The organism is Prosthecobacter sp. (assembly GCF_044373815.1).
Lineage (GTDB): Bacteria > Verrucomicrobiota > Verrucomicrobiia > Verrucomicrobiales > Verrucomicrobiaceae > Prosthecobacter.
This window is the reverse complement of record NZ_JBIPNG010000184.1, coordinates 1-11820: the sequence shown is the minus strand read 5'-3', so window position 1 is coordinate 11820 and position 11820 is coordinate 1. Positions and strand designations below refer to the sequence as shown.

The 11820-nt window shown below is 59.8% G+C and carries 10 protein-coding genes; 6 read left to right on the top strand and 4 right to left on the bottom strand.

Features of this window, described 5'->3' with window-relative positions:
* Positions 1-33: 33 nt before the first annotated feature.
* Positions 34-1215 (top strand): formate-dependent phosphoribosylglycinamide formyltransferase, encoded by a 1182-nt coding sequence (gene purT / locus ACIREA_RS15800; RefSeq protein ID WP_397383257.1) that lies wholly within the window; start codon positions 34-36, stop codon positions 1213-1215.
* Between the two features lie 49 nt (positions 1216-1264).
* The gene (locus ACIREA_RS15795) at positions 1265-2107 is read left to right on the top strand and encodes a transglutaminase-like domain-containing protein (RefSeq protein ID WP_397383256.1); all 843 of its coding nucleotides are present in this window, start codon (positions 1265-1267) and stop codon (positions 2105-2107) included.
* Between the two features lie 6 nt (positions 2108-2113).
* On the opposite strand, the gene mtnP is transcribed toward ACIREA_RS15795, so the two are convergent.
* Positions 2114-2986 carry an S-methyl-5'-thioadenosine phosphorylase gene (gene mtnP, locus ACIREA_RS15790; RefSeq protein WP_397383255.1) on the bottom strand — a complete coding sequence of 291 codons (873 nt, stop codon included), beginning with the start codon at positions 2984-2986 and terminating at the stop codon, positions 2114-2116.
* A 144-nt stretch (positions 2987-3130) separates the two neighbouring features.
* Here mtnP and ACIREA_RS15785 point away from each other — a divergent pair, with 144 nt between their 5' ends.
* Positions 3131-3367 (top strand): YgdI/YgdR family lipoprotein, encoded by a 237-nt coding sequence (locus ACIREA_RS15785; protein ID WP_397383254.1) that lies wholly within the window; start codon positions 3131-3133, stop codon positions 3365-3367.
* The gene (locus tag ACIREA_RS15780) at positions 3364-3933 is read left to right on the top strand and encodes a Maf family protein (RefSeq protein ID WP_397383253.1); all 570 of its coding nucleotides are present in this window, start codon (positions 3364-3366) and stop codon (positions 3931-3933) included. The genes ACIREA_RS15785 and ACIREA_RS15780 overlap by 4 nt, the downstream gene beginning before the upstream one ends.
* A 2-nt stretch (positions 3934-3935) precedes the next feature.
* Here the strand turns inward: ACIREA_RS15780 and ACIREA_RS15775 are convergent, their stop codons facing one another.
* Positions 3936-5573 (bottom strand): hypothetical protein, encoded by a 1638-nt coding sequence (locus tag ACIREA_RS15775; protein ID WP_397383252.1) that lies wholly within the window; start codon positions 5571-5573, stop codon positions 3936-3938.
* Between the two features lie 149 nt (positions 5574-5722).
* Between ACIREA_RS15775 and ACIREA_RS15770 the strand changes: the two genes are divergently transcribed.
* Positions 5723-6019, top strand: a complete 297-nt coding sequence (locus tag ACIREA_RS15770) for a hypothetical protein (protein ID WP_397383251.1) — start codon at positions 5723-5725, stop codon at positions 6017-6019.
* A gap of 33 nt (positions 6020-6052) precedes the next feature.
* Here the strand turns inward: ACIREA_RS15770 and ACIREA_RS15765 are convergent, their stop codons facing one another.
* Together ACIREA_RS15765 and ACIREA_RS15760 are read right to left on the bottom strand one after the other, a co-directional pair.
* Entirely contained in the window at positions 6053-8497 is a 2445-nt protein-coding gene (locus tag ACIREA_RS15765) for a DUF3656 domain-containing protein (RefSeq protein WP_397383250.1), read from the bottom strand.
* 315 nt (positions 8498-8812) lie between these two features.
* Positions 8813-10549 (bottom strand): molybdopterin-dependent oxidoreductase, encoded by a 1737-nt coding sequence (locus ACIREA_RS15760; RefSeq protein WP_397383249.1) that lies wholly within the window; start codon positions 10547-10549, stop codon positions 8813-8815.
* A 121-nt stretch (positions 10550-10670) separates the two neighbouring features.
* Here ACIREA_RS15760 and ACIREA_RS15755 point away from each other — a divergent pair, with 121 nt between their 5' ends.
* Positions 10671-11576, top strand: coding sequence for a diacylglycerol/lipid kinase family protein (locus tag ACIREA_RS15755; protein ID WP_397383248.1), 906 nt, complete (start codon positions 10671-10673; stop codon positions 11574-11576).
* Positions 11577-11820: the final 244 nt, after the last annotated feature.

Sequence of the window (11820 nt, the reverse complement as noted above, 5' to 3'; positions counted from 1 at the left end):
TGAAGCCCGCCAACTGCAAGCCTAAATGCACCCATGTCCCGCATCGGCACCCCCCTTTCCTCTTCCGCAACCAAGGTCATGCTTCTCGGCTCAGGCGAGCTCGGCAAAGAAGTCGTCATCGAACTCCAGCGCCTCGGCTGCGAAGTCATCGCCGTGGATCGTTATGCCAACGCCCCCGCCATGCAGGTGGCCCACCGCAGCCACATCATCTCCATGCTTGATGGCGAGGCCCTCCGCCGCCTTGTGGAAGTGGAAAAACCCGACTGCATCGTCCCGGAAATCGAGGCCATCGCCACCGATACCCTCCTGGAACTCGAAAACGAAGGCTTCCGCGTCGTCCCCACCGCCCGCGCCGCCAAGCTCACCATGAACCGCGAAGGCATCCGCCGCCTCGCTGCCGAAGAACTCGGCCTCAAAACCTCCCCCTACGTCTTTGCCTCCACCGAGGAGGAATTCCGCGCCGCCATTGAAAAAATCGGCATGCCCTGCGTCGTGAAGCCCATCATGAGCAGCTCCGGCAAGGGCCAGAGCGTCGTCAAAACCGCCGACGACATCGCCCACTCCTGGCAATACGCCCAGGAAGGCGGCCGCGCCGGAAAAGGAAAAGTCATCGTCGAAGGCTTCGTCGAATTCGACTACGAGATCACCATGCTCACCGTTCGCCACGTCGGCGGCACCGCATTCTGCGCCCCCGTCGGCCACACCCAGATCAAAGGTGACTACCGCGAGTCCTGGCAGCCCCACCCGATGTCCAAAAAAGCCCTCGATGCCGCCGAGCACATGGCCGGCGCCATCACCGAAGCCCTCGGCGGTCGCGGCCTCTTCGGTGTCGAGATGTTCATCAAAGGCGACGACGTCATCTTCAGCGAAGTCTCCCCCCGCCCGCACGACACCGGCCTCGTCACCCTCATCTCCCAGGATCTGAGCCAGTTCGCCCTCCACGTCCGCGCCATCCTCGGACTCCCCATTCCGAACATCCATCAGCACGGCCCCAGCGCCAGCTGCGCCGTCCTCGTCGAAGGCGAATCCGCCAAGGTCCAGTTCGGCGCACTCGATCAAGTTCTCTCCGAGCCCGACACCCAGGTCCGCCTCTTCGGCAAACCCAGCGTCAGCGGCCAGCGCCGCATGGCCGTCACCCTCGCCCGCGCCGAATCCATCAACGAAGCCCGCGCCAAAGCCCACCGCGCCGCCAAGGCCATGGAAATCCGGTTGTAGTGCAAGTTCATGATTGCGTCCGGCGTTCGGGGTGTGTTATCACCTCCAAATGCCTCCTAGTGCTCACTTGAGCCATCTCATCAAACTGCTCGATGACGACTCCGAAGTCGTGCGTCACGCAGTGCAGGAGGAGCTCAACGGCATGCGCCGCGAGCTGCCCCAGCACATTGGGAGCTTGGAGACCCCATTGTCTGCCGAGGAGGAAAAGCTCGTCGCGCAGTTGCTCGAACCCGCACGGCGCACCGAACTCGAAGAAACCTGGATGCGCTGGCGCTGGATGGAAGGCCCCGACGCGCAGCTTGAAGAAGGCCTGAGCCAGCTTTCCGCCTTTCTAAACGGCTGGAAAACTCAGTCAGCAGATCTTGCCAAACGGCTTGATGCACTGACCGAAGAAGCCTTTGCCGAAAAAGGCCGCATGGATGCGCATGAACTGGCCCAGTGGCTCTTTGCCTCGCACAACGGCGTCACCCGTTTCCGTGGCAACAGCAAGGACTACTACTCCCCGGCGAACAGCAACCTCTTCTGGGTGCTCGACACCGGCCTCGGCAATCCCATCAGCCTCTGCTGCCTCTACCGCCTCCTGGGCCATCGCTTCGGCCTCGAAATCGAAGGCTGCAATTTCCCCGGCCATTTCCTCTCCCGCGTCAAATACCGCGACAAGACCTGGCTGGTCGATTGCTTCAATCGCGGGCGCTTCATGCTGGCCGCCGACGTGGCCAAACACCACCCTGCAGCGAATCCAGGCATGGAAGATCTCATCCACGAGCCCGCCACCGCCGAAGCCACGCTGCTCCGCATCCTGCGCAATCTCGACGAAGCCTACGAACGCCTCGTCATGCTGCCGGAACGTCAGTTCATGCGCCGTTTGGCCGTGAAGCTGATGGAAGATTGATCCTCTTCACACAAACCGCTGCAAAAGTGGCAGCAGGTTCTCCACCGTCTGCTCGGGCCACAGCTTGCGGTCGGTCATCAAGGCAGATTCAAGTGAACGGTGCTCCGGCCAGTTCGGCTCCGTGGGAATGTTTGGAATGACGTGAGCGAGGATGGCTTTGGAAGCAGCGACGTTCGCATGCAGATGTCCAATGACCGACTCAGCGGTGACCGCCTCCTCCTCGACCTTCCAGCAGTCGTAATCCGTGATCATCGCGAGGGTGGCGAGAGCGATCTCCGCTTCGCGCGCCAGCTTCGCCTCAGGCAGGTTCGTCATGCCGATCACATCAAAACCCAGCTGCCGGTGCGCATTCGATTCGGCACGGGTGGAGAAGGCCGGGCCATCCATGCACACGTAGGTGCCGCCATTGTGAACCTTGCGGCCCTGCGCAACACAAGCGTCATTCAGCAGCGTGCGCAGACCATCAGAAATCGGATCGCCAAACGCCACATGTGCCACGATCCCCTTGCCGAAAAAGGTGTGCTGGTCGCGGCGGCTCGTGCGGTCAAAAAACTGATCCGGCAGGACGATGCCGCGGGGATGGTACTGCTCCTGCAAACTGCCCACGGCGGTCACGGCGATGATCCAGCGCACATTCAGGCTGCGCAGCGCCCAAATATTAGCGCGGTGGTTCAGCTCCGTCGGAAGAATGCGGTGACCCTTGGCGTGGCGGGGCAGAAAATACACCCGGCGTCCTGCCAGTGTGCCAGTCACGAGCACATCCGAGGGGGGGCCAAACGGCGTTTCCACACTGATCTCCTCACGATTTTCAAATCCTTCAAGGTCGTACAGGCCGGATCCGCCGATGATACCGATGGCTGGAGGAAGATTTTGACTCATGCAGTCAGGGTAGAAGGCACAAAGTCTGCTTCAACTGACAACATTGTGACGCTTGAAAATGTCTCTCGCCTGAAGGATGAACAAAAACACCGAAAGTCATGTCTTAACAGTGTCGTTATTTCCCCATTCACCGCCATGAATGCCATGCGCCGTCTCCTGCTTCTTCTCCCTGCCATTTCCTTCGTTTCCTGCTCTGTGCCGAATATGTTCGCGTCCTCGACTCCGCACAAAATCAAGCTCAAGGACGGGCGTGAGGTGCCCTGCGAGGGCGCGCCGCAGTATCAGGAGAAGACCGGCTACTACCACTACCGCACGCCGGACAAGCGCGACGCTGTGATCCGTGCGGATGATGTCGCGACTATTGTGGAGAAGCGGGCGTGAGCGGGCCTTCGCTCGTCCTCGCCTCCGCTTCACCGCGTCGGCTGGAACTGCTGCGTCAGGCAGGCTTCGAATTTGAAATCGTCTTGTCGCAGGTCGAAGAGGCCCACGATGCCTCTCTGACACCCGAACAGCTCACCTTGGAAAACGCCCGGCGAAAAGCGCTGGCCGTCAGCCGCACCCGGCCCGGAGCACTCGTCATTGGGGCCGACACCTTGGTTTATATCGATGGCGATCCGCTGGCCAAACCCGCAGACATGGAAGAGGCGCTCTGCATGGTCCGCCGCCTGTCCAACCGCACCCATGAGGTCTGCACCGGAGTGGCCTTTGCCCGCGATGGCACCGTGCTCCGTGAGTTGCATGTCATCACCCATGTCACCTTCAAGCAGCTGACGGACGACCTGATCCGCGCCTATCACGCCATGGTAACCCCTCTCGACAAGGCAGGAGCCTACGGCATTCAGGAATGCACCGACATGCTTCTAGACCGCATGACAGGATCATTCACCAACGTCGTCGGCCTGCCGGTGGAGGAAGTGACCGCAGCTCTGTGCGAGCTTCAGCGCTGAGCCTACTTCATTTTAAAGTAGTCTTCGCCCTTCATGACCACGCCATCGTCTCTGACCACAGTGAACGAACCGTTGTTGCGCTTGGCCAGCGCGTCGATCTCAAACGCAGCGTCGACCTGGGCCATCACGCTGGTGTGAATCACGCTCATGGGCAGCTTGCGTTTGTTTTCATTCGTGACGATGTCAATCCATCCCTGCTCATCCTTCCGTTCACCATCGGTCATGAAGAAAATGACATCGGGTTTCGGGTTCGCATTCAATGCCATCAACAATCCAGCTCCCCAGTTGGTGTAGATTCGGTTGTTATCTGACCGTTGAATGATGTCCACGCTGTCCTGAAGCGTAAACTGAGTGGCCTGAATGTATTTGAAGGTGGGAATCTTCGCCTGCTTGTATTCCTCTGCCTTGATCTCCCAGTGATACTTCTCAAGCGCCTCTTCATTGCGGCTGTCCACCTGGTTGTGCGGCCACGCAAAGTCGGAGAAGTAGAGCACTTGGTAGGCAGTCCCATAGGGGATCTGCTTCACTGCCTTGATCAGCTCCTTCTTCAGCAGTTCAAAGCGTGTCGTCCTCGGGCCATCACCTTTCAAAGGCTGTGACATGGAGCTGGAGAGATCCACCACAAACACCACCCGGCTGCCGACAGCGGTCTGCCCCACAAAGCTGAATTTACCGCCACGCCCGATGCCGGCCCCAAAACCGCCACCCGCACCGCCCAGGCCCATCGGCTGGCTGGATCCCATGCTGGGCGCCTTGCTCAGATCCATGCGATTGTTGATCTGTGAAAAATCCATCATGTCCATCGCCGGCATCTCAGGCATCACGATGTTCGAAGACAAGGTCTGAACCGTGATCTTCCGCATCGGTGGCTTCGCCTTCAGCCAGGGATTTTTTTTGGTCTGAATCTTGTGCGTCAGTTCTGCGGCGGCGGCCTGCGACTGCGCCGAACTGCCACCGGGTAGAAAGTCCACCTGCCGGTCCATCACCTGGCTCACGCCCACAAAAGCGGCGATTAGCAGCAGGAACAGATGCACGCCAAAGCTCATGCCCAGCGTGCGCAGGCCGATCTTGTCCGCCAGTTTTTGCCAGCGCTGCTTTTTAGCCTCCTCCGGATCCAGCGGCTCCTCAGGCGGAGGTTTCGGAGCAATGAACGGCTTCGGATCTTTGGCAGCCCTGGGTTCCTCTTTCCCCTTCGCTGTGTCTGACACCTCGTCCTCACTGCGCGGCAATTCATTGCTGGAGGCAACCTTGGATTGTTTCTCCTCAGGTGCCGCACTTTGCCGCACCGCCTCTGGCGCATGAGAAACGTCATCTTCCAGCTTGGGAAGCTCCCTTGCTTGCTGCGGCGGCTGAACTGACGCTGAAGGAGGTTCCAGCTCCTTGTGTCGAGCCTCGATGAATTCTTCGTCTTCTGCCGATGAATGCTCAGCGTGCCGTTCAACCTCACTCACCGGCATGTCAGCCATCGCTTCCTGAACAAAAACCGGCGGCTCGGGTGATGCTGCCACCTCCTCATGAATAGGCTCCGTGCTCTCCGGCTGGGGCGGATGATGCCCGGCATGCCCCGGCTCCACGACCTCTTCGCCCGTCGAATCGACGGTCGGCAGGAAACTGAAATCGTCGAAGGCGTGCCTGGACATGGCGGCGGGATTCTGGCGGGTAATCCGCCACCGTTCAAGGAAGTTCCTGAGCGGGCATCAAACCATTGTTCTGAGTTGTTGACCCCGGCACCCGGAGATTTCACATTAGTCGTGCTCCGACACGCGACCGCCCCATCCACTTTACCACCATGACGATGAAATCTTCAGCGCCTCCGGTAGATCAGGGCAAAATCAGCATCAGCGACGGCCTCTACTTTCTGATCATCGTCCAGAATGGCCAGGTGTCTCATTTCACTGCCAACGTCTCGCTCTCTCACGCTGATTTTGTCAAAAGGTCCGTCGGCAAGCTGCCGAAAGGAGCCTGGGTCGGCTCCGCCACGAAAAACGACGGCTACCTCACAGCCATCAATTCGTACACGTTTTACCACAATCAGCTCCCCGCATCGCCCGAGATCCAGAAGATCGTTCAGGACAAATTCTGCTGAAGATTCGAACGAATGGCCTGAGACGGACCCGCCTCAGGCCAGTTCCGCCCAAGTCCCCCGCGTCACTCCCAGCTGGCTCTGCGCTTTCAGATCGCGCCAGATTTCATCGCCACCACGCTGGCCGCTCATCAGCTCCTGATAAGTCCGCAATACGATCATCGCCTCGTCGGCATTCTCTTCGAGCAGCTCCACACGGAAGCAGCGCAGCCCGTGCGCACGAAGTTCCTCAAAAAATTGCGCCCCGGTTTGCGCCACCGCATTGAACAGCGTGTTGCGGCAGCCAACGTCGGCTTTAAGCGGATGCTGCATGCCCACGCGATCCTTCAAATGCACACGATGTTTATCACAAGGACGTCCGCAGTTGGTGAAGTCGGTGCCCTTGCTCAGGAACGCGGCAAAGACGCAGTGCTCCATGTGAAACATCGGCATGTGCTGGTGCAGCGTCAGCTCAAACCATGACGGCGGCGCCGCAGCCAGCAAATCAACGACCTGTTCGATGTTGAGGTCATAGCTGATCGTGAGCCGCTCCAAACCGGACTTCTTCAAAATCTCCGCCGTCAGCGGATTCGCAACGTTGAGCGAAAAGTCTCCCGTCATCGGAATTCCCGCATCCTTGAAAAACGACATCGCCCCCAGATTCCGAATCAGCACCCCATGCGGCTCCGCACGCTGGATGAGCTTGAAGAAACCCGCCTCGCCTGACTTCTGAATTCGCGGCGTGGCCAGCCAGACCTGCGCCGTGTCACTGCGCTCCTTGATCTGCTTCACCAAATCCGCGTACAGCCGGATGTCTTCAAAATCCAGATACAGCCTCGGCACCCCCAGCACCAGCGCCGCATCGATGTGCGCCTGCGTGCGGCACAACGCATGAAGCTGGAGCGGCTGAGAGTCATCGGCGATCCCTCTTGATGGCATCAGCGATTCAAGCGTCTCGGTGATCTGCACGACAGGTGCCGCTGGCGAAGCACCTTCACTCCATGCGGCAATCAAATCACGCCGCATGCGGTTCAGTTCGCTGATCGGCAGCATGACCTCGCCCACCACATCAAATTGCACCTCACCCAGTTCAAACTCCGTGCCACCGAGGCGGTTGAACTGCTCAATGAACGCCCCCGGCGTGAGCGGTCGCTTCATCGCCGCCTGCAGCGCCATCGTCGAAGTCACCACAGTGGCACCGGATTGCACCCGCAACGGTTCACCCACCTGGCCCGTCACATGAAGATCCAGTTTACGCTGCTTGCGGATCGGGATGTCACCTTCAAACGACTGTCGCAGCGCACGATTGAGCGCAGGGTCGCTCGTCTTAAACACACGCATGCCGATCTTTACATCCTGCATGCGCAGAAGGCCGTGGCGGAAGCTCAAGCCGCTGCCGCGCATCTCATACACGCTGCCACCCTGCTCGTAGTTCGTGTCCGATAAATTCTCAAACACCACACCATCGCCCGGTTTCATGGCAATGTGCAATTCATCAAGCTCCAGCGTGTCGTCATCAATGATCCGCGTCACCTGCCCGACATACGGGCCGCGTTTCTTGCCGTAGTAAGCACCTACCAGCTCCTGATGATTCACACCATGCATCCAGCCTGGGTACAAGCCGCGTGAGAAAGTCATTTCCAGCGCGTAGCGGTCCGCATCACTCGCCGGCGCCGGTTGGTTCGCCAAGGCACGGTCAATCGCCTTGCGATACACCTGCGTCACGCCCGCCACATACTCGGGTGTCTTGAGACGGCCTTCGATTTTAAAACTGCGAATGCCCAGCTCGATCAGCCGCGGAATTTCATCCACCGCCGCGAGATCCTGCGGCGAGAGCAAGTATCGCTTGTCCTCAAGGTCACGCGGCTCGCCATCCACGATCATTTCATACGGCATGCGGCAGGCCTGCGCGCATTCGCCACGGTTCGCACTGCGCCTGCCCAGCGACTCGCTGGTCAGACACTGACCCGAATACGCCACACACAGCGCACCATGCACAAACACCTCCAGCGGCACCGCCGCCTCTTTGAAGCGCTCCAGCTCACGCATGGAAAGCTCCCGCGCCAGCACCGCTTGATCGATGTTGAGCTGCTTCGCAAACTCCAGCCCTTCCGGTGAAGTGATCGTCATCTGCGTGCTCGCATGCAGCCGCAGCTTCGGCGTCAGTGCCTTCACCATCCGCGCCAGTCCCAGGTCCTGCACGATCACCGCATCCACCCCGCTATCCTCCAGCAAATGCAGCTGCTTCTCCGCATCTGGCAGCTCCTTCGTGAAGATCAGTGTGTTGAAGGCCACATAGCCCTTCACCCCATGGTCATGCAGAAACTTCATCAGCTCCGGCAGATCTTCCTCAATGAAATTGTCCGCACGCAGCCGCGCATTGAACCGCGGCATCCCAAAGAAGATCGCATCCGCCCCATTCGCCACCGCCGCACGAGCACAGTCCCAGTTACCGGCAGGAGAGAGGAGTTCGGGCTTGGGGAGTGGGGAGGAATAAGTCACGGCAGGGGGAAAGAGATTACCCCCATTTCCGCATCTTGCAGGCTTAATGCTTCAGCATTTGCCAGCGCTGGGCATGCGAGCGCCCAGCGCGAGGTAGGGCGGCTTGTCCTCAAGCCGCCGCCGAGCGTCTCCACGCTCGCTTTCCGGAAATCAGTTTCGGAAAATGCTATAACAGGCTGACTCTGAAACCACCCCACGCACTCGCCGAAGAGGATTCAAAACCATCCAAAGCACTTCGGCCGCAGAGCCGTCCTTCAGAATAAAAAATCCTGAAATTCTGCCATCTTGTAAATCCTGTCTAAAACGGGCACCCAATCACCCCACGATGATCCCCTTCGCCTTGCGCTCTTTCTCGCGCTCCAGCAGAGGAATCTTCTCCCCCGTTTCGATCACCTGAACTCCTTGATCACCGATCTTGGAGAAGCTCAGGCCATTCAACGCAGGAATTTCAGTGCTGAGGCGCTTGAAGACGTCTTCCACGGTATGGATGCCATTCGAGCCACCGCAGGCGACGATGAGGTCGCGCAGGATTTCCCAGGTGTCGTGGGCGTTGCCAGGAATTTTGACGGCCTTGTTCAGGCGCTGCAGACGCCCAGTGACGTTGATCATGCTGCCGCGTTTTTCAGCATAGGCAGTGCCGGGAAGCACCACGTCGCTGAGTTCCGCACTCGCATTGGCGAGGATGTGCAGTGAAGCGATGAACGGTACTTTTTCGAGGTCACGCTGGCTGAAGCCCACTTTGAGCAGGTTCTCACCCAGAGCAATCACCACACGCAGACGACCACGGCTCATGAGCTCGTTGATCTCAGCCAGCTTGGCACCGGGTTCGATGCCAAGAATCAGCTTCGCACCGTTCGTGTTTGGATTGAGGTCGTCAGCACGGAGGTAATTGTCAGCGCCGCCAGTGCGCGGGATGACGTCCACATTCGTGGTGCCGAGTTGCGCTGCCAGATGCTTCACAAAGAAGAGTTCTTCATTCGTCATGCGAGCGCTGGCGATGATGGCAATCTCCTCGCCCTTCTTGCCCGCGAGAGCCGCGGCGATGTTGCTCAGCGCCGTTTTCCAGGTGGCGATCTGATGTTTGCCACCCGACTTGATCATCGGATCCGTGAGGCGGAACTCGCTGTTCACGAAGTGGAAGTCGAGACGGCCGCTGTCGCACATCCAGGTGGAGTTGACGTCGTTGTTGTCGCGCGGAGTCTGGCGGTAGATCGTGTCACCACGGGCGCTGATCTCCATGTTGCAGCCACGGCCGCAGCCGGTGCAGATGCTGTTGGTTTCGTTGAGGAACCACACACGCTGCTGGAAGCGGAAGTCGTTGGAGGTCAGAGCACCCACCGGGCAGATGTCCACCGTGTTGAGCGAGTAGTTGTGCTCCAGGCGCTTGCCAGGATGCACGGCCAGCGTGGTGAAGCTGCCGCGTTCGGTGAAGCCGAGCACAGGCTCGTCGGCGATCTCAGCCGTGAAGCGGATGCAGCGGCTGCACATGATGCAGCGCTCGTCATCAAGACGCACACGCGGACCGATATCGACGTTCTTCGGCTTCTTGACCTTGTCTTCACGGAAGCGGCTCTCGCCCTTGCCGTGCTCCACGCTGAATTCCTGCAGACGGCACTCGCCGGCCTGATCGCAGATCGGGCAGTCGAGCGGATGATTGATCAGGAGGAATTCCATCACGCCTTTGCGGCATTCCTGCGTGAGGACAGACTCCGTGCGGATGCCCATGCCTTCCGCGACGGTGTTCGCACAGGCGATGACTGGGCGTGGCATCCAGCCGATCTTCGGCATGCCATGCTCGTCTTTCTCCGGCTCGGTGCCCGGGGCCGGACGCGGCGGCATGCCCATCTCCACCAAACACATGCGGCAGTTGCCGGGGGAGGAGAGTTTCGGGTGGTAGCAGTAGTGGGGAACTTCCTTCTTGGCCTGCTTGCACGCCTCGATCATGCGCGTGCCTTTGGGGAACTTGTGCCAGACACCGTCGATCTGTACATTCACGAGATCAACAGGCGGTGGAGCGGCGACGGGGGCGGGAGCTTCGGCGGGGGCAGGCATGAGCGAAGGGGAAAGGGGCTGGGGACGATTATCGGAGCCGCTCGGGGAGGGGCAACCCGATTTTGTGAAAAGTTTCACAAGCGTTCCGGCATGAGACTTTGCGAAGTCCTCGCAACGTGCCATGAATGCCGCCCTCATGCCCATCCCGGTCATTCTGAACCCCGCCGCCCGCAGCACAAAAGCCGCCTCCCTCGAGCATGCCCTGCGCAGGCTCTCTCCAGAGCCGGAGCTCCACCTGACCACCGGCCCTGCGGATGCTACGGCGATGGCAGAGCGCCTTGCCACTGAAGGTCACGAACTCATCGTGGCCGCCGGTGGAGACGGCACCATGAACGAGGTGCTTCAGGGCATCTGCCGGGCCAATGCCCGCCGCAAACCGGGTGAAAAGCACACGGCGATCGGTGTTTTGCCGCTGGGTACAATGAATGTCTTTTCCGTCGAACTGAAGCTGCCCGGTCGCGACATCGAAGGCTGCTGGCGGGAAATCACCAACGGCCACCGCCGCGAGGTCGATCTGTGGATGGCGAACGACATGTACTTCGCCCAGCTCGCCGGGGTCGGTCTAGATGCCCAGATCGTCCAGGAAACCTCCTGGGAAGCGAAGAAAAAATATGGCCCTCTCAGCTACGTCATGAGTGCGGTGAACGTCCTGATGCGGACCCCGCCGGCACTCAGTGTGCAGATCGACGGCAAAGCTCCCATGGTCGGCACCGTGGTCCTGGTGGGCAATGGCAAGCACTACGGCGGGCCGTTTCCCCTGTTCCGCAATGCTTCCAACACCGACGGCAAACTCGATCTCCTCATCTTTCGCGGCCTCGGCGGGATGGAATTCATCCAGCTGCTGCGCGGCATGCTCTTAGACGGCTACCACGAATGCGATGATCTGGACTACATCCAGACCAGCGAATTCACCGTGACGACGGACCGCGGCGAGGCCCCCGTGGAGCTGGACGGCGAGCTGGCGGACCTGACCGCCCCCGTGGTTTTTCGTCCCGCCCCGTTTCGCTTGAGCGTGAGCGCGGGCTGAAAGTCCTGGACTTGGGCTTGGAATACGAAGGCTTGTCTCCGGAAGACCAGCTTGCAGAGCCGCTCTTCTTGCCACGCGGAGCAGGCTTATCTTCAGAGAAGCGGGCCGTAGGGCCGCTCTTCTTGCCACGGCTGGGTTTGTCTTCGGAAAAGCGAGCCGTTGGGCCGCTCTTCTTGCCACGGGTGGGCTTGAAACCACGCGGTTCGCGGGCCTCAGCTTCATGCACACGCGGCGTAGCGCGCTT

What these genes read in the sequence shown, in the direction of transcription:
- purT (WP_397383257.1), top strand. Translation starts at nt 34, where the DNA reads ATGTCCCGCATCGGCACCCCCCTTTCCTCTTCCGCAACCAAGGTCATG.
- ACIREA_RS15785 (WP_397383254.1), top strand. Translation starts at nt 3,131, where the DNA reads ATGCGCCGTCTCCTGCTTCTTCTCCCTGCCATTTCCTTCGTTTCCTGC.
- mtnP (WP_397383255.1), bottom strand. Translation starts at nt 2,986, where the DNA reads ATGAGTCAAAATCTTCCTCCAGCCATCGGTATCATCGGCGGATCCGGC.
- ACIREA_RS15755 (WP_397383248.1), top strand. Translation starts at nt 10,671, where the DNA reads ATGAATGCCGCCCTCATGCCCATCCCGGTCATTCTGAACCCCGCCGCC.
- ACIREA_RS15775 (WP_397383252.1), bottom strand. Translation starts at nt 5,573, where the DNA reads ATGTCCAGGCACGCCTTCGACGATTTCAGTTTCCTGCCGACCGTCGAT.
- ACIREA_RS15770 (WP_397383251.1), top strand. Translation starts at nt 5,723, where the DNA reads ATGACGATGAAATCTTCAGCGCCTCCGGTAGATCAGGGCAAAATCAGC.
- ACIREA_RS15760 (WP_397383249.1), bottom strand. Translation starts at nt 10,549, where the DNA reads ATGCCTGCCCCCGCCGAAGCTCCCGCCCCCGTCGCCGCTCCACCGCCT.
- ACIREA_RS15795 (WP_397383256.1), top strand. Translation starts at nt 1,265, where the DNA reads ATGCCTCCTAGTGCTCACTTGAGCCATCTCATCAAACTGCTCGATGAC.